This is a genomic window from Bacillus sp. NPDC094077 (assembly GCF_050279465.1).
GTDB lineage: Bacteria > Bacillota > Bacilli > Bacillales > Bacillaceae_G > Bacillus_A.
The window spans coordinates 66,006-91,333 of sequence record NZ_JBNNUF010000013.1 but is presented as its reverse complement, the minus strand read 5'-3'; the positions used below and the strand labels follow the sequence as shown (position 1 = coordinate 91,333).

General features: G+C 34.4%; 22 protein-coding genes and 2 pseudogenes. 8 read left to right on the top strand and 16 right to left on the bottom strand.

What is annotated here, in order from left to right; translation table 11 throughout:
* Positions 1-6 precede the first annotated feature (6 nt).
* Positions 7-390: a VOC family protein gene (locus tag ACQKNR_RS23875; RefSeq protein ID WP_427321228.1), complete on the bottom strand. Its 384-nt coding sequence runs from the start codon at positions 388-390 to the stop codon at positions 7-9.
* 274 nt (positions 391-664) lie between these two features.
* Here ACQKNR_RS23875 and ACQKNR_RS23870 point away from each other — a divergent pair, with 274 nt between their 5' ends.
* Positions 665-913, top strand: a complete 249-nt coding sequence (locus ACQKNR_RS23870) for a hypothetical protein (RefSeq protein WP_000433610.1) — start codon at positions 665-667, stop codon at positions 911-913.
* Positions 914-1,083: 170 nt separating this feature from the next.
* Here the strand turns inward: ACQKNR_RS23870 and ACQKNR_RS23865 are convergent, their stop codons facing one another.
* The gene (locus tag ACQKNR_RS23865) at positions 1,084-2,193 is read right to left on the bottom strand and encodes a lactonase family protein (RefSeq protein ID WP_427321226.1); all 1,110 of its coding nucleotides are present in this window, start codon (positions 2,191-2,193) and stop codon (positions 1,084-1,086) included.
* Between the two features lie 325 nt (positions 2,194-2,518).
* On the opposite strand from ACQKNR_RS23865, the pseudogene ACQKNR_RS23860 reads away from it, so the two are divergent.
* Together ACQKNR_RS23860 and ACQKNR_RS23855 are read left to right on the top strand one after the other, a co-directional pair.
* A pseudogene (locus tag ACQKNR_RS23860) lies at positions 2,519-2,638 on the top strand (DNA alkylation repair protein); the annotation flags it as partial.
* 127 nt (positions 2,639-2,765) lie between these two features.
* On the top strand, positions 2,766-3,059 hold the full coding sequence (locus tag ACQKNR_RS23855; RefSeq protein ID WP_427321224.1) for a hypothetical protein: 294 nt from the start codon (positions 2,766-2,768) through the stop codon (positions 3,057-3,059).
* Positions 3,060-3,161: 102 nt separating this feature from the next.
* Here the strand turns inward: ACQKNR_RS23855 and ACQKNR_RS23850 are convergent, their stop codons facing one another.
* Together ACQKNR_RS23850 and ACQKNR_RS23845 are read right to left on the bottom strand one after the other, a co-directional pair.
* Positions 3,162-3,698, bottom strand: a complete 537-nt coding sequence (locus ACQKNR_RS23850) for a DUF2812 domain-containing protein (RefSeq protein WP_427321222.1) — start codon at positions 3,696-3,698, stop codon at positions 3,162-3,164.
* Between the two features lie 7 nt (positions 3,699-3,705).
* Positions 3,706-4,023 (bottom strand): PadR family transcriptional regulator, encoded by a 318-nt coding sequence (locus ACQKNR_RS23845; RefSeq protein ID WP_427321220.1) that lies wholly within the window; start codon positions 4,021-4,023, stop codon positions 3,706-3,708.
* Between the two features lie 206 nt (positions 4,024-4,229).
* Between ACQKNR_RS23845 and ACQKNR_RS23840 the strand changes: the two genes are divergently transcribed.
* The 3 genes from ACQKNR_RS23840 to ACQKNR_RS23830 are packed head-to-tail and all read left to right on the top strand — an operon-like array spanning position 4,230 to position 7,400.
* The gene (locus ACQKNR_RS23840; RefSeq protein WP_427321218.1) at positions 4,230-5,159 is read left to right on the top strand and encodes an AAA family ATPase; all 930 of its coding nucleotides are present in this window, start codon (positions 4,230-4,232) and stop codon (positions 5,157-5,159) included.
* Positions 5,156-6,319 carry a DUF58 domain-containing protein gene (locus ACQKNR_RS23835; RefSeq protein WP_427321216.1) on the top strand — a complete coding sequence of 388 codons (1,164 nt, stop codon included), beginning with the start codon at positions 5,156-5,158 and terminating at the stop codon, positions 6,317-6,319. Before ACQKNR_RS23840 ends, ACQKNR_RS23835 begins: the two co-directional genes overlap by 4 nt.
* Positions 6,294-7,400 carry a DUF4018 domain-containing protein gene (locus ACQKNR_RS23830; RefSeq protein WP_427321214.1) on the top strand — a complete coding sequence of 369 codons (1,107 nt, stop codon included), beginning with the start codon at positions 6,294-6,296 and terminating at the stop codon, positions 7,398-7,400. Before ACQKNR_RS23835 ends, ACQKNR_RS23830 begins: the two co-directional genes overlap by 26 nt.
* 62 nt (positions 7,401-7,462) lie before the next feature.
* Here ACQKNR_RS23830 and ACQKNR_RS23825 read toward each other — a convergent pair whose 3' ends face one another.
* From ACQKNR_RS23825 to ACQKNR_RS23805, 5 genes are all read right to left on the bottom strand, one after another.
* The gene (locus ACQKNR_RS23825; RefSeq protein WP_427321212.1) at positions 7,463-8,920 is read right to left on the bottom strand and encodes an MFS transporter; all 1,458 of its coding nucleotides are present in this window, start codon (positions 8,918-8,920) and stop codon (positions 7,463-7,465) included.
* Positions 8,921-9,310: 390 nt separating this feature from the next.
* Complete coding sequence (locus ACQKNR_RS23820; RefSeq protein WP_427321210.1) at positions 9,311-10,414, bottom strand: Ger(x)C family spore germination protein; 1,104 nt, start codon at positions 10,412-10,414, stop codon at positions 9,311-9,313.
* The gene (locus ACQKNR_RS23815) at positions 10,411-11,514 is read right to left on the bottom strand and encodes a GerAB/ArcD/ProY family transporter (RefSeq protein ID WP_427321208.1); all 1,104 of its coding nucleotides are present in this window, start codon (positions 11,512-11,514) and stop codon (positions 10,411-10,413) included. The genes ACQKNR_RS23820 and ACQKNR_RS23815 overlap by 4 nt, the downstream gene beginning before the upstream one ends.
* Before the next feature lie 4 nt (positions 11,515-11,518).
* A complete protein-coding gene (locus ACQKNR_RS23810) occupies positions 11,519-13,066 on the bottom strand; it encodes a spore germination protein (protein WP_427321206.1) in 1,548 nt (515 codons plus the stop codon).
* A gap of 117 nt (positions 13,067-13,183) precedes the next feature.
* Entirely contained in the window at positions 13,184-14,401 is a 1,218-nt protein-coding gene (locus tag ACQKNR_RS23805; RefSeq protein ID WP_427321205.1) for an aspartate aminotransferase family protein, read from the bottom strand.
* Between the two features lie 271 nt (positions 14,402-14,672).
* Here ACQKNR_RS23805 and ACQKNR_RS23800 point away from each other — a divergent pair, with 271 nt between their 5' ends.
* Positions 14,673-16,082: a catalase gene (locus tag ACQKNR_RS23800; RefSeq protein ID WP_427321294.1), complete on the top strand. Its 1,410-nt coding sequence runs from the start codon at positions 14,673-14,675 to the stop codon at positions 16,080-16,082.
* 215 nt (positions 16,083-16,297) lie between these two features.
* Here the strand turns inward: ACQKNR_RS23800 and colA are convergent, their stop codons facing one another.
* The 4 genes from colA to ACQKNR_RS23780 form a co-directional block, all read right to left on the bottom strand.
* Entirely contained in the window at positions 16,298-18,934 is a 2,637-nt protein-coding gene (gene colA / locus ACQKNR_RS23795) for a collagenase ColA (protein WP_427321203.1), read from the bottom strand.
* Between the two features lie 497 nt (positions 18,935-19,431).
* Positions 19,432-19,953 (bottom strand): hypothetical protein, encoded by a 522-nt coding sequence (locus ACQKNR_RS23790; protein WP_427321201.1) that lies wholly within the window; start codon positions 19,951-19,953, stop codon positions 19,432-19,434.
* A gap of 113 nt (positions 19,954-20,066) precedes the next feature.
* A complete protein-coding gene (locus ACQKNR_RS23785) occupies positions 20,067-21,821 on the bottom strand; it encodes an adenine deaminase C-terminal domain-containing protein (protein ID WP_427321199.1) in 1,755 nt (584 codons plus the stop codon).
* Positions 21,822-22,206: 385 nt separating this feature from the next.
* Positions 22,207-23,373, bottom strand: coding sequence for a serine hydrolase domain-containing protein (locus tag ACQKNR_RS23780; protein WP_427321197.1), 1,167 nt, complete (start codon positions 23,371-23,373; stop codon positions 22,207-22,209).
* 125 nt (positions 23,374-23,498) lie between these two features.
* Between ACQKNR_RS23780 and ACQKNR_RS23775 the strand changes: the two are divergent.
* Positions 23,499-23,579 (top strand): annotated as a pseudogene (locus ACQKNR_RS23775) (MerR family transcriptional regulator); the annotation flags it as partial.
* A gap of 50 nt (positions 23,580-23,629) precedes the next feature.
* Here ACQKNR_RS23775 and ACQKNR_RS23770 read toward each other — a convergent pair.
* Genes ACQKNR_RS23770 through ACQKNR_RS23760 form a run of 3 tightly spaced genes read right to left on the bottom strand, consistent with a single transcriptional unit; the run spans position 23,630 to position 25,055 of the window.
* A complete protein-coding gene (locus tag ACQKNR_RS23770; RefSeq protein WP_427321195.1) occupies positions 23,630-23,923 on the bottom strand; it encodes a putative quinol monooxygenase in 294 nt (97 codons plus the stop codon).
* 46 nt (positions 23,924-23,969) lie between these two features.
* On the bottom strand, positions 23,970-24,608 hold the full coding sequence (locus ACQKNR_RS23765) for a nitroreductase family protein (protein WP_427321193.1): 639 nt from the start codon (positions 24,606-24,608) through the stop codon (positions 23,970-23,972).
* Positions 24,609-24,626: 18 nt separating this feature from the next.
* The gene (locus ACQKNR_RS23760; protein WP_427321191.1) at positions 24,627-25,055 is read right to left on the bottom strand and encodes a MarR family winged helix-turn-helix transcriptional regulator; all 429 of its coding nucleotides are present in this window, start codon (positions 25,053-25,055) and stop codon (positions 24,627-24,629) included.
* Positions 25,056-25,328 lie beyond the last annotated feature (273 nt).

The window sequence follows — 25,328 nt, the reverse complement described above, 5'->3', positions numbered from 1 at the left end:
CTCCTTCTATTCTAATGAACTGCAAATTTCAATATAATTTCCATCTGGATCAGCAATGTATGCAATTGTTTGTCCCCAAGGCTTTACAATTGGTTCAACTAAAACTTTAATACCTTGTTCTCTGAATTGCTCGATCGTTTCTTGTACATTCTCAACAACGAATCCTAATTCAAAATGTGAAGACTGTAACTCCCCTTCTGTAAGCGGTAGTCCTGTTAATTCCTTCACGTCTTCTCGCGTATTCATCGCTAAAATTGTCGATCCAGTCTCAAACTCAATATATGTACCATGCTCTGCTTTTATTGGTAACTGTAAAATATCTTTATAGAACTTTAAACATTCCTCAAACTTTTCTACATATAAAATAATGTATTTCATTTTCAAATCCATTTTAAATCCCCCTTTATCTATATCCCTAAAAATTCGACAAATGTTTCAAATAACCTTGTTATATAAGTACAAAAAAATGAGGCCGATTTCTCGGCCCCCCAGCACATTGGCATAAAACAGGAGATTTGGTTTGGACATAACCAGTTCTTACATTTATTATATTTTATTTTTTCTGAATTTTAAACGTATTAAACACCTATTCATATTGAGAAAGTTTTTTTGCTTGCATAAAATCATACCGTTTAAGAAATGCTACAAATGGAGGTGTATACTTATGGAACCAATGCTTTGTCCAAGCTGTAAAACGAACCGTACTCGCTTTAATATTCTTGAGCAACAAGTAAAACCAGTAAAGTTAAATCCACAAACTGGTCAAGTAGAAGAAGAATACACAAATGAAACGATGAACGCTTTTCATATGGCTTATCAAGGGCCTACATACCGAGTCCAATGCGCTGTTTGTGGTCTTGTTGAAAACCCAGAACAATTTATTAAACCTGCGCAAAATCAGTCTTTCTCTTAAACATTTTCACTACCCCCTATCCATTTTTTACAGGGGGTTTTTCTGTTTTATACATAAGCAAGGTGAACAATTTCTGTTTCATCAAAGGTTCCTAATTCAAGTACATGTCTACCATTCGTACACTGCCATATATGTTTCTGTTTCACACAAATAAAGTGGACCCAATACAATTAAAGAACAGCTAAGCCTTGCGACCCAAAGTAAGGAATATTTGATGAAGCAACAACCTGCAATCTTACTAGACTACCATCACTTTGAATATTAAATGCTGACACTGTCCCCTGATTTCCGTTAAGGGTGTAAAAATGTTGTCCATCTTTACTCACTCCAACATCCATCGGAAGACCTGGTGCTGTCCCTGGAGGTGTACTAGTAATATGCCTTACTACCGACAGTACTCCATTGGGGGCGATTTGATAGGTCGATATGGTGCCACTTAAAGTGTTCGTAGTGTATGCGAAACGTTCATCCTTTGTTGTTATAACCCAACAAGCAGTTTTATATCCGTTTTGTACAGAACCGCTGATTACACGGAGAGTACCGTCGTTGCTCAATGAATAAGATGACAACGCATTTGAAACTGCTTCTGTAACTAAGAGAATTCCAGACGAAAGAAAGTAAGCACCCAATGGGCCTTTACCGTAAGAATCATTAACAATTGGTCCTGTAACCGTACCATTTTTATTTACATGGAATACACTGAGATGGTTTGATGTAAGCTCGGAGACAACGATTTTACTACCATCCGGGGTGAAGAGAACTTGTGCGGGCTGAGCATTAAAGGTACTGAGAGCATGAGTGGATCCTGGAATAGGTGTAAGGTTTCCCTTATCATCTATGTGAAATCCAGTAATATTTGATGCAAAATTGTTTGCAGCATTACCTACATTAGAGACATAAAGAAGATTACCATACACACCAATACTATTGGGTTGAGCACCTCCTGATGGCTTTGTATCTACAAAAATCGGTACCCCATTATCTGCTATGATAAAACTACTGATACTATGACTGCCTGCGTTAACTGCAAATAGGAAACGACCATCACGAGACAAAGTCAGAGAACCTTGTGATGCTAGAGGATCTATACCATCGTTTGCCGTTTCTGTAGAAACTTCCTTTATACCAGTACCTCTTCCGTAAGTTCGGTAAGAACCCACAAAAGTGAGCATTCCATTCGTGTTCATGTGAAAAGCAACAATGTGGTTCATTACTTCATTATTAGTCATCATGTACACCATACTCGCACGCGCACGAAAATAATTGTTCATTCTCTGCATTTTATGCCCTTCCTCCCCTCATAATTTTATATGACCCTTTTGCCATTTAAATTCGCAAGAAAATATAAATTGGTTTAACAGTAAATACTACTCTCCTTGTAATTTCTTCAAGCGAAAACCTTAATAACTTCCATGATGTTATCAACATATATCTAATTTATTTTCAAAAACGTTTCTCCACTATATCATCCGTTTATTGAATAGCATGACTGGCGTTTTTAAAACTACTTAATTGCTACTTAGCAGCTTCATCGTTATTTATGAATTTTCTGGGTATTTACAGATCTCATAGTTCTACGCCTTAAATATATTAAACAAATGAATGATGAGCGATTTTCATATGACTTATCAAGGACCTACATACAGAGTCAAATGCGCTGTATTCAGACTCGTTGAAAGCCCTGAACAATTTATTAAACCTGCTCAAAATCAGTCTTTCTCATAAAATTGTTACTATCCCTTATAGAAATAGATTTTTCCGTTAAATACGTTTATAAAAAACGTATTTCTTCCTTATTATATTTTAAACTCCACACTCTTTTGGTAATATTCACATAAAAGAGGTGAAATAAATGATAGTTAATCAAAGACTATTTCTTCCATTTACATTTCTATTATTTTCTTGTCACATAGCTATTTTTTACTTTTGGATTTTTGATTGGAAGAAATTAACGACATCGTATGGTCTGGCTTTATGGATCGTTTCTACTATTTGTGGTTTTTTACTGTATTACCATTTTAAAAATCAAAACTCAAAAAAAATAGTAGTAATTGGTAGTTCATTATTATTAATCTCTTCATCATTTATGATTTTCTTGGGTTTTGTTACTGGAATTATCTTTGTAACTGTTAGTTCTATGCCTTAAATATATAGTTTTTATTATATAAAAAAGAGTGAACAAAATAGAATTACGTAAAAATTAAAGAAGATGATTCCGGTATCATCTTCTTTAAAAATCCAATCTTTATTATAATATTTCACTTTTCAATTTCTTGATTTTCCAAAAGATTCTTATAAAGAAATAAGCATACATACAACCTACAAGCCCTGTCATAACTTCCGCCCAAATTGGCACTCTTGATTCTGTTGAACTTAAAAATACGCTATACATTGAGGGTAATATAGTTATTGAAATCAATGCGAAAAATTGTAATAACTCCTTCATTTTTTGCACCTTCGTGTCCTTCTCTGAATATATGTCAGGTAACTCATTTCCCTCTTCTACTTCCTTACAAAAATAATTCCATCTTGTAAAACTTGTGACACGTTTCCAACCAGACATTTCATATATTTCAAAGTACTCTTGTTGTTTTTCTTTTGAATCTCTATAAACCAATCTAAAATCCGCTTTATATACTACATCTTTCGGCTTAGCTTTTTTAAACGTATACATTACGTTATACTTTTGTAAAGCCCAACCTTTTTGATGCATTTTTCTTAAAAAAGCTTCTTCTTTTTCTAAACTCCATACCGCGAAAGGTTTGAATATCTTCTTTGTCTCCATCTTCCATTCACTCCCCTAACATACTATTTCCATTCCTTACAGATCTCTGCAGCCTGTTATACTCTAGCTCTAACACTTCTCTACCAAGTGGTGTTAACTCATAACACTTCTTTCTGTCTGTAGAGGCAACTTCAACAATTAACTTCTCTTTTAGTAACTTCGTCGTATTCCCGTATAAAGTACCCGGACCGAGCTTTACTTCCCCATTTGTCATCTCTTCTACCATTTGCATAATTCCGTAACCATGCATTGGCTTCACTAGTGACAATAGTATGTAATATGTCGCCTCTGTTAACGGAATATATTTTTGTACTTTCGCATTCATTATAACTACCTCCGATACATCGTTTAATGATATATCGACTTACGATACATCGTATACCGATATTGTACAATCATATCCCAAAATATACAAGTATAATTTAATAATTAAATATCTATTTCTTTAAATTGAAAAATCATACCAATTTTCAGAACAATTTGTTAAAATATAGAAATATTAACTCTTTTATTATGAAAGGAATGTTACATATGATAAATAAATTAAAAGAAAATATAGGGTCTGTGTTTATTGGTAAGGAAAATGTTATTGATCTACTCCTCGTTTCACTACTTGCTGATGGGCATGTACTGCTTGAAGACGTGCCTGGTACTGGGAAAACGTTACTGGCGAAAACAATTTCAAAAAGTATTGGTGGTAATTTTTCTCGCGTTCAGTTTACCCCTGATGTACTTCCAAGTGATGTAACAGGCATTGAATATTTCAATCCTAAAACGAGCGAATTCGAGTTAAGACTCGGACCAGTCGTAACAAACATTTTACTTGCTGATGAAATTAACCGTGCAATGCCGAGAACACAGTCTAGTTTGTTAGAAGCGATGGAAGAACGACAAGTGACGCTTGAAAAGCAGTCAACTCCTCTTCCAAAACCATTTTTCGTTATTGCGACGCAAAACCCAATTGAATCACAAGGAACTTTTCCTCTTCCAGATGCACAGCTTGATCGCTTTTTAATGACGATTTCAATTGGTTATCCGACTCCAGAAGATGAGCTACAAATGATGCGACGTTTTCGTAACGATACACCTTTAGAAAGTGTCACATCTGTAATCTCTTTAGAAGATATTTTAGAAGCACAGAAACGAGTAAAAGAAATATTCGTATCAGAACCATTAGAACATTACATTATTAAACTTGCTCACGCTACAAGAAATCACGATTACATTGCTAACGGTGTAAGCCCACGTGCCACTTTAGCTTTAGTGCGCGCAGTTCAAGCATTAGCCTTTTTACGTGGCAGAGAATATTGTACGCCTGAAGATATACAATTTTTAGTCCCTTCTGTTTGGAATCACCGTATCGTCTTATCAATGGAAGGTGCATTACGCACGACAAAAAATGAAATCATGCAAAGGATTTTAAAAGAAGTTGACGTACCTGTGGAGATTGAGCAAGCATGAATGGACAGCGTGTTGTAACTGTACCTTTATTTTTTCAACTCCATATTATTCAATTAACTGTGCCAGGCGCTATATTATTTACCTTTTTTCTACCACAACGAATGATTATGTTTCTCTTTTTTTTCTACTATTTATTTGCGATTTTCATTTACAAATATGTCGCTTACATAGAGAAAAAGTTTCAAGTTATAAATGAGAAGCAAATGACTCGGCTTTTCCCTGATGAATCTGGACAGTTTTTTATTCATTTAAAGAATGGGGCAAGCATACCACTCGTTAATGGCATCTGTTATTTTCATTTAAATTCTTCCCTTATACCGCATAAGGATCAAGGAATTGAACAAATATCAAAAACGTTATTTTCTTTCCCATTTTCGCAACCTGCTCATTCAGCACAAAAATGGGATTTAACATTAACTGCAACGAAGCGTGGTGTGTTTCAAATTGAACAGTTCGAGTGTGTATTAAAAGATCCTTTTCATTTGTTAACTGTACATTTACCTGTTTTCGATAAATTAAGGACTGAAATTATTGTGTATCCTTCTCCTAAAGAAGTAGCAGGTTTGCAAGAACTACAGCAACTATTAAATGGTTCTTATCGAACGAATTTTTCTTTTTACAATGATGAAACATCTATTATCGGAGTAAAGCGATACGAGCGTGAATCTTTCCGCTCTATTCATTGGAAAGCTTCTGCTAAAATGCAGGCGTTACAAGCGAAGCAATATGAACCTGTAAAAAATTATAGTTGGACGATTTGTCTTTCTTTAGCCGCTGATCGCGGATTTGGTTGGAAAGATAATATAGAAGACCTTATTTCATTTACAACATACATTTGCCAGTACGCAACGAAGCAGCAAATACCGTTTGAATTGTTTATTAGTGTATTAGCAGAAAGTGGTCCATTACATTTATCGTTAAATGAAGGACAAATGCAATATGCAAAAGCTTTAGAGGAATTAGCACGTATTTCAGATGATAGTACGTTACTTCCGAAACAAGGTTTCCTTCATTATGTAACGAGAAAAAGAGAACGATCGTCTACAATGATATGCATTGGTTTGCAGAAGGATGAGCTCCCTCTTCTATCGCAGCCTACGTTTCTCATTAATAACGAAGGGATGGTGGAACCTGTTGAGAACATGCCTCTATCACGTTAATGACTTTATTCTTCTCCTCCTCCTTGCATTATTAACAGAAAGGGATGAACTAGTTGCTATTGCTATATTTTTAGCAACAGGTTATGTAGGAGTATTTCTTATTCATAAATTTTTGAAGAAAAAAACAACAGGTTTTGTAATACTATTTGTTACTCAAATAATTGGTTGTTCTTTCATTCTACCTTTTTCTCTTTTTGGCACAATTATGTTACCGCTTTTCTTCTTTATCATACACGCAGTCGGACCTGGGTATCCGGTACAAAAATCGTTAGGCGGCATTGTATGGTTTGTCGCTATCGCTATATTTTATGCACCCTTTCCACCGTTATGGAAATTGTTACTATTAGTTTTACACATTATGATTACATTTTGGCAAACAGGTTCAAATCGTAATCAACAGCTATTACGTTTTACCTCTATTATTGCTATTGGAACAATTAGTGCTTTACTTATTCCGCTATTCCCTTATATCCGCCTTATTTTTTCTTATATCGTTCAAGTAGTTGCATTAGGATTCGGTTACGCTATCAATCCGTTATTTTCGGCAGCCGAATTAAAAGAAACAGACGATTTTTGGTCAAATAAAGGGAATCTAAAAAAAACTCAAATTGAAGAACTTCATCCGCGTTCTTTTGATCCAACTCTCATAAATAGCGTTACAATAATAGTCTGTACAGCCATCGCTATTTACGTCGTTTGGAAAATAGTAAAAAAACGAAAATATTTGAGCTTAGCAAACATGCCAGCTTTCGAATCTACAATCATTACTGATAAAGAAGGTATGAGTCAAAAACGAATGAAGCGAAATAAACCACCACATAACGAAATTCGGAAAGAAATTTTTAAACTAGAGAGTAAGTTAGCCCCTCCTTTAAACAGAAAACGAGGAGAAACGGTTGAAGCTTGGCTAGAGAGAATAAATCATGAAGAAGATATAAATATTCAGAGGCATGTCATTATAGATGCGTATAATGCAGTACGTTATTCAAATGGTGAAAACACTGTACTTCTGCATGAATTTAAGGAAGAGATTCATAAGCTATATGCGTATCAGAAAAGTGTGAAGAAGCGAAGAAAATAATATATACAAAAAACCTCCTATTAATTTAGGAGGTTTTTTGCTCTATAATTCTACGTCACTTTTCAAACTGAAGCATTTTTCCCTGCTTCAATTTCTAATGACTCTTCATGCCACCAAAGTGTTTCTTCAGGGTCTTTTTTAGCGATTAGGTGTGCTTCTTTTTTCGTTTCTACTGTAGGATAGGAACCTTTTAGCGCACGTCCTGATGTTGTAACGAAAAGTACACTAAATACGACTAATCCAATGATACTTACACCTGTTAAATAAAATGCCGGTGCGAGCGGATTACCAGTCGCATGAACTAAGTATGAACATACGAGCGGTGTTGTTCCACCGAATATTGATACAGAAATATTAAAGGAGATCGAAAGTGCTCGATAACGTACATCGGTGAAAAAGAGTGATGGTAATAACGAAGGTAATGTTCCTTCATAAACACTTAGGAAGAAACCTAATACGAAAATGCCTGCAAATATAGCAGCAATATGTCCGTTACCTATTAGTAAAAATGCTGGAATGGAACATACTGTTAAACCAAGTAAACCAATTTGCACTACACGTTTATTACCAACTTTATCACTTAATTTACCGAAATAAAGTGCCAGTGGAATCATAAGTGCCATCGTAATGGAAATAATTAATAAGCCAGTTGTTTCTTTGACTTTTAGTACTTGAGTTAGATAAGAAGGAATATACGAAAGAATCATATAATTCGTAATATTAAAGAAGGCGACAATTACTGTGCTTAATAAGAAGTCTTTTTTGTGATATTTAATAATATCCATAAATGAAAATTGTTCATTGTCTTCAGATTCCTCTTGTGCTTTTTCCATCTCTTCAAAGATGGGAGATTCATCTAAATGACGGCGTAAATATAAACCGACCAAGCCAATTGGTGCAGCTATTAAGAAAGGAATACGCCAGCCCCAGCTGAGCATTTGCTCATCTGTTAACAATAACGTCAAAATGGTAACAATTACCGAAGCAGCAATGTAACCTGAGAGTGTTCCAATTTCAAGACCACTACCGAGTATACCACGCTTTTTATCTGGAGAAGATTCTGCGATATAAACCATTGCTCCTGAATATTCGCCGCCTGTAGAGAAGCCTTGAATCATTCGAGCAACTAAAAGTAGTATTGGTGCCCATACACCAATTTGTTCATAGGTTGGTAGTAATGCGATGAATAATGTAGAAAGTGCCATTAAAATAATAGTTGTACTTAAAACAATTTTTCGGCCATACTTATCTCCTATTCTACCAAAGAAAACACCTCCGATTGGTCGAACGAGAAAGGCCGCTGCAAATGTACCAAATGTAAGTACAAGTTGCAAACCACTATTATCCACACCTGAGAAGAATAATTGACTTAAGATAACCGCTAAATACGCGTATAATCCGAAGTCAAACCACTCCATTGCATTCCCTATACCAGTAGCAACAACTGCTTTCCTGGCTTGTTTAGGATTGACAATATTAACGTCTTGAGGTTCAAAATTTAAATCATTATTTTGTTGCATATAGTAAAACAGCTCCTTATTTAATTTAACTTCTTTAAGCACACCTTCTCTTATTGAATAAAATTAATTCGAAGCACTTAAGGAAAAGCAACGTCTCCTCATCTATTATTATTATTTCACATAATTAATTATTTGTCCAATGAGATGCTTTTCACTTGAAATCACTGCCCTCTTACTATAAAAATAAACAAAGTTCAGCCATGTTGATTTGTATGACCGAACTTTCATTTTACAAATTATTAGCAATTGCAATTATCCTTCTTACAAATGTTTAAACTTTATAAATAAACAATAAAATACAATTTGTTTTTACACCTATAATTTGCACATTAAAAAACCCCTCTTTTCGAATCTGCTTACTTTTTTGTATAAACAACAATTGAATATATATTATTTAATTGTGCCCATTGCACCAATTTCAACATTTACCTTAACATTTACATCTCCCTTTGCTAATGCACTATTCCATTTATTTTGTACTTTTTTCCATTCTGAATATGTATAAGTTCTTGCATATCGCCCATACCCAATAGGATCAATATTGGCAGCCTGTATTTTCTTTATTAATTGCTTGAAATCCGCTTCTAACTTAGTTTCAATCGCTTTTTGTAATTTTGCTGCATCCTTTCTTGTATTGAACGAAAAAAGCCGTTCTGTAACGCCGATCTTCATCTTTATATCTGTATTAAATATAAATTTATTATCATATCTTACCTTTGTCTTTGCTTTAATACTATAGGCAGTAAAGCTTATCCAATTTTTATCCTTGCTATCCGACTTTAGTTTAATTGGAATTGTAAATGAAAACTCACCTGTGATATTATTTTGCAAAATTCGCAACAGTTTGTTTTCATCAATATTTAACTTTAATTTATACCTTCCTTTTTCATCCAACAAAGCTGTACCTGTCACAAAAATTTTATTCTTTTTTTTCATCTCTGTAATATTCGCTGTTAACCCTTTATCTGCTTTTTGTTCATGTAATTCTTGAAGCGTTGTTTTTACTGTGATATTTCTTAAAGCGGCGGTATCAACAAGTTTTGTTAAATATAGAGGAAGACGCGGCTTATCTTTTGGGTGATAATAGATGACGTCCGAAACAGGTCCATCTACAGCAACAACCCTTGTGGTAACTGTATTTTTTGGATCTCGGTAAAATGGATCGAGATATTTCATCCAGTTTTTTTGTTTCAGTAGCCGTTTTCCAACTAATATAACCTGCGTTTTACTTCCCGAGGTAAGCGCCATAACAGTAGCATCAAATTTGTCTCTTGAATTTCGAATCGTAACAGATTTCACACCTGTAATTTCTTCTTTTACCTTTGCTTCTTTATTAAAAACAGGGCTTGACATGTACACAAATAAATTATTATTGCGATCTAAATCGATACCTAGAACAAGAGAAAGGGAAACATCTTCAATATTTCTTTGATCGAAACATCCAGTCATCATGAAGACCGATAACATAATGCAACATAGTACTTTTTTTTTCAATGTATCCTCCCCCGATGAGACTTCTCATATAGCCAGCCATACATCCATAAAATGATTGGTAATATATAGGTTAACCCTAATCCAGCATTCGATAATACCTGTTGCCAAGTTTCGGCTTGATTCCAACTAGGACGAGTCCAAAATATGAAGCCTATAATGAGCAATAAGAGAACAACAACATGAGAACTGTGATCTTGTTTCCCAAGTAATTGACTTGAACAAAATACAGTGCAGTATATAGCAGGAATCCATGATGTGGAAACAACCGTTAAGTAGATAGCCAATAAAATCATGTCAAAACGTTCTAAAAAACGAAATTCAATTACTTTCAGTAAATTTAGTACCGGTTGGTTAAATTGCGTAATACTGTCTGGGCTAAAATAAGCAAAGCAAACAATAGTAGCGAATAAATAAAATAGCATCGTTAAAGTATTTGCAATTACAATTCCATGGACTGCATACTGTTTTTTTTGTAAAAAAGGATATAAAAAGAACGCAATATCAAATCCTAAATAAGCATAAATAGTGGTCGGTACAGCCATTAATATAGGTTTCCAGCCCTCTTTTAAGAGTGGAAAGAATGGCAACCAACTTCCGCCCTCTTTAAGAGGTATCAAAAAAAATAACGGAATCCAAAGCATCATATAAAAAATAAGTTCAGAGTACCGTCCAATAATACGAGGGCCGTTACGTGCAACAAGAAAGGTAGGAATCAAAAACAAAAAAATAACGAGATAGTCAGGCGTTTTCGGAAGAAGCCATCCCTTAAGATAAAGCATAGCGTTCACAAGAACAATACAAGAATAAGAAGCGAAGTACACCATGTAAATAATAACGAATGCTTTCCCTATTATTTTCCCAAAAAATCGTATCAGAATTTCATAAATCGTGTCCTCGGGATATTTTGCAGCTGTTTTCACGATGAAAACACCCGATATTGTAGAGAATAACCAACCAATCACTATAGATATCCAGCCATCTGTTCCAGCTTTTTCTGCAAGCACACGTGGAAGAGATAAAACGCCAGTGGCGACCTGTATTCCATTAATTAGGATAATATACTGCAAAAGCGTGATGTCATTATAGGCATATTTTTTCATAGTTTCACCTTTTGTTTTGATTTTTCCCTTGTCGAATAGATTGAACAGCTCCTGTACCCTTAGAACGTTTTCTTATCGCCCATAAAGGAAAGCGTACAAAAGTATCTTTCATATCTGCAAAGCGAAACGGTGCTAACGGTGTTCCATAAGGGGTTCCTAGCGACTCAAGACTGATAAGATGTCCAATTAATGTCATCCACCCGATAACCAGTCCTACAAGTCCAAATAATGCAGCTAAGATCATCATTGGGAATCGTAAAAGCCTAACTGCAGATCCCATATCATAGTTAGGGATAATAAAAGAAGATATGGCTGTAACAGCAACGACAATAATCATAATGTTACTTACAATTCCAGCCTGAACAGCTGCTTGTCCAATGATTATGCCTCCTACAATTCCAACTGTCTGACCGATCGGAGTAGGCAGCCGCAAAGCTCCTTCTCTCATCGTTTCAAGTGTTATTTCCATAAGTAATGCTTCCATTACTGGAACAAAAGGTACGCGCGTTCTTGATTCTGCAATAGATAAATAAAGCTCTACAGGAATAACTTCAAAATTAAAAGAAATAAACGCAACATAACTTGCAGGCAAAAATAGAGCAACCATAAAGGCGATAAAACGAAGTATACGAATAAACGAAGCAACTAGCCATCTTGTACCGTAATCATCCACCCCTTGAAAAAAGGATATAAAATTTATTGGAGCAATTAATACGTTAGGCGAATGATCCATTACAGTTACAAACCTACCCTGTAGTATGTGAGAGACTGCCAAATCAGGTCTTTCAGTTAACATAAATTGTGGAAACGGTGAAAACGGGTTATCTTCAATGAATTCAATTAACTCACTATTATTAGCTACTGCATCGACCGTAATCCTTTGAATCCTTGTTTCTAATTCGTTTAGTACCTCTTCAGATGCTACATCTTTCAAATATAAAATAGAAATTTTCGTTTTACTTCGCATACCTATTACTAATTCTTTTATCATTAATTCACGATGCGGAATGTACCTTCGAATCATTGCAATATTTTGAGTTCCCGTTTCTATAAACCCTTGATGCGCCCCTTTTAAAGCTATTTCGTTATGAGCATCTTCAATGTTTCTTTGTGGCCACCCTTTCGTGTCCAATCGATGAGCTGTAGTTCGTCCATTAATAAGTAGAACACTATCACCTTCTAAAATAGCGGTCTCAGTCTCATTCCACGTATGAATTATTTTAATTTGACCTAATGTTATGGGAAGTCCCGTATTAGCATTAAAATCACTGTTCATTAAAGGACTTAAAACGTTATTTTGAATTAATTGTTTATCTGCTAATCCAGATAAATATACTAACGCTGCCTCTAATCCATCTACTGTCATTTGAAACTGGCGAATAACTAAATCAGGTGATTGACGGAATATATTCTGGAGCACAGCTAAATTGTTCGATAAATCGCTTTCCAAAAGAGAATCCTCTATATTTTGTTCCATAAAATGAGTATTATCTCGATTTGAATCACCTTTATGGCTCCCTCTATATTTTAACCGCTTCAGAAATTTAATCATGACTTCCTCACTTTCCAAATGCCTTCTATAAGTATGTTTAGTATGTATAAATAAAGGAAAAATATCCTAATAGATAGCTCAAACAAAAAAAGAAGCGATTCAATTCGCTTCTTTTTCTTAAACACTTTCCAATACAGCTAAACTATGAATACAAGAAATAAACTGATTAACAAATGTGTCAATTTCCTCTTTCGTAATAATATATGGCGGAAGTAGTCGTATATTATTCCCTTGTGTTACATCGACTAACATTCCTTTATTCATTAGCTCTATTTGTAGTTTCTTCACATTTTCATTCGTATCATTCACACTAATACCAAACATCATCCCAGCATGTCGTACTTCCTTAATAAAATACGAATTTTCCTTCTGAATTGCTTGCAGTTTATCATTTAAATATAGTGACGTTTCATAAGCTTCTTGCATTAATCCATCATCAATCAATGTTTTTAATACCGTTAAACCTAAAGCTGTTCCCATTGATGAATGAGCAAATGTTGTTCCATGATCTCCCGGTGAAAATACATCACATAGCTTTTCACCTGCAATGATTCCTCCTAACGGTATCCCGCCTCCTGCTCCTTTACCAATTTGAATAATATCCGGTGTAATATTGAAATTTTGATAAGCGAACAATTTCCCCGTTCTACCCATACCACTTTGAACTTCATCAACAATAAGGATGACATTATATTTATCACATAGTTGTTGAACACCATGTAAATATTTACTTGATAAAGGATATACACCGCCGCTTCCTAATACAGGTTCTAACATAATCGCAATTGGATTTTCATTAATAATCGTTTCTTCTAATTGCCCTATATTCTCACGCTCCACTTCATATACAGGAATAGATGTTTTAGGGAAATTTTGATATACATTTTCTTGTCTCGTAAAATGAAGCGCTCCTAACGTTCGCCCGTGGAAACTATTTTTCAGCACAATTACTCCGTCACGTTCTTCATTCGTAATGGATCTATATTTATCAATTAATTTTAACGTTGTTTCTGTCGCTTCCGTACCTGAGTTTGTAAAAAAGACTTTACCATTTTTTAAAGAGGAATCAACTAATTTTTTTGCATACTCAATCGCAACTGGGTTTAAAAAATGAAATGGAAGATGCAATGATTTCTTAACTTGCTCCATTGTGGTTTGCACGATTTTAGGATGATTGTACCCTAATACGTTTACTCCGACACCAGAAAACAAATCTAAATACTCTTTACCATCCACATCATAAAGTTTACATCCTTCCCCTCTTTCTATCGCAAGCTTCGTACGACAATACGTAGGCATCATATATTCTTTATCTAATTGAATCCAATCCGACATGTTAAATTCCTCCTAGCTATTTTCCCTTTTCTAATGTTCATTATCTATATAATCATTTACAAATTAATTTTTAAGATTGAAATTTTAATAGTACGCTATTTCCCCCTCATTAAAAAAACGTGTTAATTCTCTTCCCGATATTCATTTTTCCATAATTTTTTCTATTTCAACAGGTCCACTACATGTGCGTTTTTTTCATCTAGCGGTATGTTACTAACTTGAACTTTGTAAGTAATACATAATCAAGGCTAAAAAATCATATTTAGTAACAATTGAAGAAAAAAATTTGGAGGCTATATCGATGAATAAAAAATTTGATAAACAGAGACAATCTTTATTAGGAGAAGACTTTAATCAAAATCGAGAACTTAATGAGCCAGCTATACTTCACTCCCAAACAGTTGGTTCACGTGGACCTGTTCTGAAGCAAGACAGTGTACTGCACGAGGCGTTACAAGAATTTATTCATGAAAAAATTTTAGAAAGACCTGTTCATGTAAAAGGATTCGGTGCATTCGGTTATTTTCAAACGATTTATCCGATGTCTGAACATACAAAACTGAATTTTTTACAACATTCTAATGAGAAAGTCCCTGTTATGGTACGGTTTTCATTCGCTGTTAGTACGAAAGGAACACCTGATACTTCTAGAAATGTACGCGGTTTTGCTACAAAATTTTATACAAATGAAGGCGTTTTCGATCTTTTATGTAATCACATTCCTGTCTTTTCTGTTCGTGATCCGATGCGCTTCCCTGAAACTATTAAAGCGTTGTTGCCTTCACCTAAAAATAACTTAATAGACCCTGATAGATTTTGGAGTTTTGTCGCTAGAGCACCAGAATCCATTCATTTTGTTGTCCGTTTATACTCTGATACTGGTACAGCAAAAAGTTTTCGCCACATCCCAGGGCATAGTGTAAATACATACGTTTGGAGAAATGCTGAAGGCAATCGAAAGTATGTAAAGTATCATTGGTATCCATTTGAAGGTGTACAATTCATAAATAGTGAGGAAGCAAATAAACTAGCTGCCGAAAACCCTGATTATAGCGGGAAAGATTTATATGATGCAATTGCAAATGGTAAACCAGTAGAATATGGTTTATATGTCCAGCTCATGGACCCGAAAGATGAAGCACATCTTTCTTACGATCCTTTAGATGATACAAAAGTATGGGATGAAAAGGCGTATCCTCTAATACCAGTAGGCAAAATGGTATTAAATAAAAATCCTGAAAACTATATGGAACAAGTAGAAAAGGTTGCCTTCTCCCCTTCTAATTTACTAGACGGTGCAGAACTATCAGATGATAAAATGCTGCAAGGCCGCACTAACATTTATAGTGATTCTCAAAGAAGAAGAATTGGGCCCGAATTTCGTAAAATAGCGATTAACCAACAGCAAGATTGGACACCTGCTAATCAAGCAACAAGCGGTGACGGAAGACATGTTGAAGGTAAACTTGAAAGAACTTCTATAACTAAGCAAGACGACTTTGAGCAGGCTGGTGAATTTTATACGCAATTAAGTCCAATTGAAAAAGCACACCTTGCTGAAAACTTAGCTAGTGATTTGAAAGTCATATCTGATGATATTAAAAAGATCGTTATGGAGTATTTCAATAAGGTATCAACTGATTTGAAAACAAGCATTGAGACAGAAATGAAAGAGCATTAAGAAGGTTAAAACATCCTTTACGGACAGGAATTCAAATCTATATGAATTGTATTCTTGTCAAAGTCCAATGAAGTTATTTAATTAAAAAATCTAAAACCAATATACCCCGTTCTAAAATTAGAACGGGGTATATTAAAGTAGTTTCATGTTTAACATTTAATACTTTACTTCGCTAAAAAATACAATTAGCAGCCTTACAAAACAACTATATTAACTTATTTTACTTCTATTGTATAATTCCCTGTTCCACCACCATATTTATATACACTTAAGTAATATTTCCCTGGCTTTGCATTATAATTTCCAAGCAATTTGTTTCCATCACGTTTTGTTGCGTAAGTTACATAATTATCTAGATCTGATTCAGAATATAACACCCAGTTCAGTCCAAGGTTTTGTTCGTTCGTAACGGTAATTTGTAAATCTTTTGGGTCCTTTACATCGATCACAAATCGGTCAACTTGATCTTGATCACTTAAGTTTCCTCTTAATAACGCGTTCAAAGATAATGGATTTGCTGTATCAAATGAATTATTCGGTTCTTTTTCTACAGCCGTACCTTCTTCCGTATTCAGCCCGCTAAATACAACATCATATTCAAATTGTCCAGCATCATTGACACGGTAATTTACAAAATAAGCAGTCAATGTTTTATATCCACTCCACTCTTTTTCAGAGAGATGTTTCAACATATCATTCGTTGCTTGATTCATTACTTTCCAGTCCTCAATTTCTCCTTTCGCCGCACTGCCTGTATATGTCCCCTGTAGTGTAAATGTATTAAAGAATTGTGATTTATTCTTTGTTACTTTCACATCTTTTAACTTTGCTTCATTGGTGATATCTGACGCAACATCTGAAAGCGGTTTTGGAGCATGCTGTGCTATATACTCATCTGATACTTGTGGAATTGTATACTTATCACGATTATCAATAAGCATTTGCATATAAGATTGATATTCTTCATTTAATTTATTATCTTTGCTTAATGTAGAACGGTACGTGTCGTAACCTGGAACATCATTTGCACGAATTAAATCATGCACTTTATCAAACATTTCTGGACGGTTATTGTACATATAAGATTGTAATGCAAACGAATAGTTATAGAAATCCCACGTTCCATATTTTGCATTTAAGGTTTGTGCTGCTGTATAACGTTTTGCAGGGTCATAAGACAATCCACCAATTATACTTTTTCGCGGTACTACGCTATCTAATCGCGTTGAACCTGCAAAGAACTCTGCATTCCCTTCTTCAAACCATGTTAAACGTTCATTTTGATACATTTCCCCTTGGCCCCATAATCCCGGAACCTCGTATCTTCCCTGTAAATAGTGTGTAAATTCATGGCGGAACAATTCTTCTAAACTATAAATACTTTGCTCTGGTGTACGTTCATATGTAAAGAACGTTCCGCTTCCTTCAATGTAAATTCCACCATTATTCGTTTCATAACCATACAATTGACGGTTAAATTGATATTCGTCGGGACTATTATAGATGACCATCGTTAGTACATCATCAGCATGTCCACTTTCAAGTGGTTTATCACTACCAACTGTACGATAAAATTGAGAACGTACTTCTTTTGCCGCCCAGTATAGACGCTTAATTTTCTCTTCGCTAACTTTATCCCCAGCTTTAAAGACAATTGCTCCATCATCAAACGTATACGTTTTCGGTAAATATTTCTTTTTACCATCTTCTCGAATTTGGTCTAAATTTATAGTTTTTCCGTTCGCATCTACCCCTCCATAATTTGTAGTAATTTGTTCTGCTGCAACAAAGTATTGCTCCCCTAAATATGGATAAATTCGCATTGCATCTGTAACAACTTGCTGTCCTTTTGTTGGCGTACTATGAAGCTTGCCCAATCGGCCAGCGTAGTAAATTCCGTTATTTATTAACCATCCATTTTTATCTGTTACAGTACCAATTAGCGCAAAACGACTAATTTCATTAATAAAACCATCGATGTTTCGATACCACATCGTATCTTTTGCTTCTTTTCCCGTACTATACATATACGTCTGAATGTCATAATCAATTCCTTTCATCAACTCATATACAGCATTTCCTTTTGTATAATCTTCAATGAAAGTTGCAAGATTATCGTTATACTGTTTAAAAATTTCACCTGCATATAAAACCGTTTCAACATCAGCCGATGCATTCCCAATTAATTTTCCATAGGATGAAATAACTTTGTTTTGTTCTGGTGTACCGAGTTTAAAATTCGGGTTTTTTGCAATTGTCTTTAAAGCCGGTAAACATTTATCATGATAGCTACGCTCATTTAATTTGCTTAATTCATCATGGTAAAAACCTAAATAAAATGCCGCACGTAGGGTTTCTACTAACGTTTCAATCCCTTTTGAATCATCTTTCGTATAAGCTTGTCCTTGTTCTGCTAGCTTATCAATGATTGCTTGCATGCGGCTATCATCTTGATAGAACTTGAGACTATCACTATTAAACTGAAATAATTCCGGAATTTGATACCATTTAACCGTCACAAGAAGATCAGTTAATTGTTTATTGCTTAATTGATTTAGTTCGGCCATCGAATACTTTTTTTCTTCAGCTAACGGTTTAACATTATCGGTTGGTGCTAGTGGACGCTGCGATAAATCCGCTAGCTTTAACCGTTTTGTAAAAGATGCATTTTCTTGTACTTTTGAAGGGTGCGCCAATTCATCAACGGATTTCTGTATTCCTACTGGCTCCATTTGTAATACGCTCTTCACATTTTTCTCTTTTGTCTCTGCTTGAATTTGCAAACCATTACACGATATTGTCACTAGTCCAACACCAAGAATCAGCTTAGAAATTTTTGAATATTTAATCATACCATTACCCCCTAATAATTTAAAAGAAAATTCTGAATTTTAAAGCCGAAACAATCTTATTTGTATGTATTTACATTTCCGCTATAAATACAAGCAAGATGAATGATGCAATAGTCGTTTGTATTTTACTATTACTAATACAAATTCCTTAAGTTTAATCCTCCCTCCTTAAATTTAATACAAGCAAAAACCGTGCCAATGATATTTCTTGTGAATAGCAAACATTCCTTTATTAATACTGTAGAATAAAATATACATAGGTGGTTCAGCAATGTATAAATCTTTTGACACAAACTCCTCTCTCTTTTTATGACATAAAAATCCGTTGAATATTATAAATACATTAAGCTAGCGATCATTTTCTAATATATACCATTTATTATGTTGAAAACCTCCAAAAAAGAAGGTAAGTATACATAAGATTACTATGTATACTTACCTTCTTCTGTAGCAAGCTATCAGTGGATAAAAACAACATGAATTAGTATTTTGTAACATCATTTTATGTTATGATACACATTTCTCTTTTTCATATAATCCTTTTCACATTGTAACGGCTTGAATTCAACAATCTTTCCTTGTTTCTTTTTCGTTTCGATTACTACCCATTCCCCTTTTTCAAGTTTAAGACGTTTCATAACATTTGTATCGTCTATTTCTTTATAAAGTAAAAATGCCTCAAGCGCCCTTACAAACAACCTTGGCTCTCCTCTATATCCACCGCTTTCAAAAATTTTAGTTAACGAATTATAATAAGTATCATCAACCCGACCACCATACATTAAGTGTGCAGCTTCTAAATCTTTTTTACTTACTTCCCAAAAGCTACCTCCATCAATAGTTAAATCAAAAGTGGATTTAATATCTTCCATTATTTTCTTCACATACTTTTCATCACGAATTTTTCTTTCTTCAAGACAATCTGAAGATAACCTTGGTACATCTGATTGGGAATGTACAACATGTTGAATAGATACACATAAAACAAATACGCTTAAAATATACAATATTTTTTTCATACTTACGTATCACCTCAAATGATTTAGATACCATATTATTTGAGGCTCACGATATTCTTATGCTAGGAATGTGAAAGGTCCTATAATATAGACTTTCTACAGGATCTTTCCTTTTAATATTGCTTTATCAGATTTACCGGCGAATCAAGTACATTACTACTTTTCACATCATATAATCCTATAGGGGTTACTCGTATAAATGGCAAATGCGTCGCAGAAAAGAATAAAATCGTAAATGATGGGTCGTTATAAGCGTAGCCTCGTCCTTGCAGTAATTTCACCATCTTTTTCTCTTCATGTATTAAATCACTCATTTTCAAATTAGACATAATCCCAAGCAACGGTAATGCAATTTCGTGTAACACTTCATTCTTTTCAGCTATTACCATTCCGCCACCGAGCACTTTTACTCTATGAAAAGCTGTAAGCATATCTTCTTTACTTTTTCCAATGAGAATAATGTCACCTGTACCAGAATAAGAGCTAGCAAGACCTCCTAATTCATTTACAAAACCTTTCACAACTGTATTCACTCGCCAAGTACCATCACGAGCAATCATCATAAGGAAACATTCATCATGATTAATAGAAAGTTCATCACAGTTTAAGTCGATTTCAGTTACATATGGTTTTGTTATAACGTTATTCAGTAATTGTATACCCGTTTTATTAGAAAAAACCATATCTTCTTTTTCTATGGACCAGTCTAATGATAATGGAGTTACTTTGAATTTATTCCACTCTATATGTAATGATTCATGTTTGTTTACTCCGTCACGCTTCACCCATTTTCCCTTTGCAATTACACTAATTGGCGCCGGGTTTTCTTTACTTTCCAAAATATTAATATTGGCAATTCTCCCTGTCGCAATCGAGCCATGTAAATGCTCCATATTATAATAACGAGCAATATTATAACTTGCCATATGGTAAGCATCTATTGTCGGAATTCCTTGCTCAATCGCTATTTCTATCAACCTATTCGTCATTCCATTTTCATAAAATGACGGATGTGAACCGTCTGTTGTAAAAATGAATCTATCGAATTGTTTTACACCTAATTCCAGCAATTCTTTCAATAAAACTACTAAATCTGGGCGAATCGAAGAATTTCTAAGAGAAACAGTGTAACCTTGCATAAGGCGAGTTAAAGCTTCCTGTCCTGTCATCGCTTCATGATCACAATCTGTACCTAACAACTTTAACTTTGCTAAAGTTGTTTCAGATGCTCCTGGAAAATGACCTTCTACTTTTTTCTGTAATCGCTTTGTTTCTTGTACCCAATTTAACATCTCATCATCGCCATTTAGTAGTTTTGGCCATGCTGTTAACTCACCACCTTGAAGAACTGCTTCATGCTTTAGCCACTCTATTATTTCTTCACTATTAAATAAAGATTTCCCTTTTTGCAGCTCAGTTTGTCCATCAAAACGACACCACCAATACATACTAGCAGGAACCTTTTCAAATTCATCTAATAAGCGAAATGCTTCTTCACGTTGTAATGTAAAAAATAAAGTTAAATTATCATTAATAAAAGTTGTTGTCCCAAATTGCATCGCATGATTTGCTAAAGCCTCTGGATTATATAATTGATATGGATGTGCATGCGGTTCTATATAACTAGGAACTACATACTTCCCATCACAATCAATGACTTCACATTCATGCAGTTGCTCTGGCAGTTTTTCTCCTACATATACAATTCGGTCATCATAGATCCAAATATTTGCTACTGTCCAATTACGTAAGTAAGAATTTAAATATGTTGCATTCTTTAATAATAGGTGTGGGTTTCTTGCACCATCTAATACTTCAACATGTTCTCGTAATCGTTTATTACTCCATTTAAAATGATTTTGTCCCATTGTATTCAACTCCAAATCAATTCATGCTAATTCTGGTTAAAACGAAAAATAATTAACTAACTAAAGTATTATCTATTCATAACTCCCCTGTATAAACCCCTATAACCTTTATTATATTTAATAATTTTAAAAATAACAATTTTCAGAATCAAAGGTATACTTCTTTGCTCCAAAATAAAAAGGATGTCATGCAACTGACATCCTTTTTATTTTTATACTAAGAGCTATAAGATTGACTTTCACTTTGAAATACAGTTATATCGTATTTATGTTCCACATAAACTTGATGCCATATCATAAATGCTAACACTATCCATATTTGCAAAGTTTAAAAAGCATCTCTTTTATATACAACTATAGCAGAATCCAATTCACTTTCTTTTTTCTATTTATTAAATTCAATTTGCATCATTTTATTAAACTGCGTACCATTATCAATCGCACCTAAAGAGTTAATACTGACAGACAATGTATGTTTGCCTCCAATTACTCCCCCAGCAAAAGTTGTAAATCCAGGAATTGCCCCTCCGTGACCCCAAATTGAAACACCGTTTGGAAGTTTAGTCTCATAGATTCCAAGACCATATCCATCACCAACACCTTTTCCTTCTACAGGAACTGTGGTAAGCATTTCTTTTAGTTGGTTTTCCCTCAGTAACTTACCACCGAGTAAAGATGAAAAGAACTTATTTAAATCGTCCGCATTAGAAATCATATCTCCAGCTGAATTTGCTAAACTCGGATTATAATACGTTATGTCTTTTAACTCACTTGTTTCGTCAATTTTCATATACCCTCGAGCATGATTCTTTCCTGGGATAACGGTCGAATTCCCTGGTAAAAACGTATTTGAAAGGTCCAAAGGTTCAATAATTCGCTTTTCAATTTCTTCTGCATAACTATTTCCAGTTATTTTTTCAATAAGCATTCCCAATATTACGTATCCTGTGTTTGAATACAACCATCCCTTACCTGGCGAAAAATCTGGAGGCAGAGAAAGTCCCATTTTCACTATTTCTTCTGCTGTATACGTTTTTTTTGAATTCATTATGTCAGCGTCTTTTGACTTTAAGTATTCAGCTATACCACTCGTATGATTCAAAAGTTGACGTATCGTAATTTGATTGCCATCATACCCATTTCCTTGAATGAGGCCCGGTAGCCACTTTTCAATTGGATCGTCAAGTTGTACGCGATTTTCTCCTACTAATTGAAGAACAGTCGTAGCAGTAAACGTCTTCGTCACACTACCAATCCGAAAACGATAATCCGATTTCATCGGTTTCTTTGTACTTAAATCCGCCAAACCAGCAGTATAGCTACTAGTTTTTCCATTGTTAGACGTCTTAGCTAATACCCCTGGTGTTCCAAGCTGTACTGTTTCCTGCATTACTTGTTTCCAACCATTCTGATTCTTTTGGTCATGTGATTGTGACGAACTTGATATATTTTGTACAGACTCTGCTTTCACCGTAAAGCCGGGCGTGAATAGAGTAGTACCCATTAATAAAGCTGCCAAACTTGCTAACTTAATTGAATTACATTTTTTCATAAGGCTCCCTCTCCTCTATTAATATCGTATTGATTCAAGTTATACTTTAATCCTATATGATAAAACTCTCTTTTTTCTTATCCATTCCTTACGAAATACTTACGTTCAAATTTTGATACGATAAGTTGAGAAAGCGTACAGAATTAACTAGTAAATGTTTAGCTGAATTAGCTTATATAACACCCTCAATGTTAAGTCAGATTAAAATAAAAAAGATGACCTCAGCCATACGCTAAAGTCATCTTTTTCTACCTAATTATTTTACTAACTCTCCATTATAAGCTTTTATATCAAGCGGAGCAGTTAAAAACTGTGATGCTTTACTTACAAAAGATGTGAAGTGTTCACTCGTATTATGACTCGCAACTGCTTCTTCATCTTTCCATACTTCTACCATCGTATAAACACTTTCTTTTTCAGTATCTTTATAAAGATCATAAGATACATTTCCACTTTCTTCTCTTGAACCATGAATGAGTGGCTGAATTTCTTCTAAAAATGATTGTTGTTTTGCTGGATCTACTTGAAATATTGCGTGAATAATAATCATGGTGTTTCCCCTCTCATCTTTCACTTATTTCTGTTCTTTTATAAAATTATTTCCACTGAGCAACTTTTTCAATTGGAAGACGGACTGATTGGTATCCAGTGTCAGCTGCTTTTCCGATTGAAATTAACATTACTGGTACGTGACGCTCTTTATCTAATCCGAACGCTTCTGCAATTTGATCTTTTTCAAATCCACCAATTGGACAAGTGTCATAGCCGTGAGCGCGAGCTGCGAGCATAAATTGCATCGCTACAAGGCCACCATCAATTAAAACAGTATCTTTCATTACTTCTGGTGTAACCATTGAGAAGTAAGCTGAAAGTTTTTTCATTTGATCTTCTTTTACTTCAGCTGGCATTAAACCACGCTCAACTGCTGTACCGTAAATTTCTTCTGCGTTATCAAAGTTGTTTAAATCACCAAATACAGCGATCATTGCTGAAGATGTTTCTACTTGAGATTGATTGAATTTCGCAAGTGGAGCCAGTGTTGCTTTTGCTTCGTCACTTTCAATAACTAGAAATCTCCATGGTTGCATGTTTACTGAAGAAGGGGCAAGTGTTGCCTCTGTAAGAATTTCTGTCATTTCTTCTTTGCTAATTTTCACTGAAGTATCGTACTTACGGATAGAACGGCGTCCTGTTAAAATTTCGTTAAAATCATTTATTTTTACTAAGTTAGTCATAGTTGTATTCTCCCTTTTTTATAATTCTTTTATGTTTTCTTGAATGCGTTCTAACATCGCTAAAAGATTGTCGCGTTCTTCTTCACCTAATCCTTTAAATGCTGACGCTGCAAAACGTTCTTTTTCCTCTTGAAACACTTGAATTTTATTTCGTCCCTCTTCTGTAAGAGAAACTAACGTAATTCTGTTATCATCTGGGTTTTTACGTCTTACAATCATTCCGTTTGCTTCCAGCTGCTTTAAATGCCTTGTAATCGCAGCATTATCAATATTCACTTCTTGCTGAAGTGCTTTTTGACTAATTTCATCTACTTCAAATAACTGAAGTATGAGTTCTAGTCTAGATTGACTCATACCCGTACACCCTTCAAACTTCGAACTTACTTCTTTATTGAGAAAGTGTAATTTATATAAAATAATTGCTTCTTTTGAGCATGAACTTGTCAAATGACCCCTCCTTTACATTCAAAATAAAAACGTTTGATGCATCAATAGTTGATATGTCAATTAATATAATAGATAACAATTTAAAATGCAAGCATTTTGTTTTTCTTATTTATTTTTTTAAAATTCACCTATTAATATTTTTCCAAATTAAGGGCTTTGTCGCGTTACAAAAAATGTTAATTACATTATAATAGTAATAATTCAAATGACTGGAGAGTGATTGTAATGCGGCAATTCACAAATAGAAAAGAGGAAATGAAAATGGAAAACGAA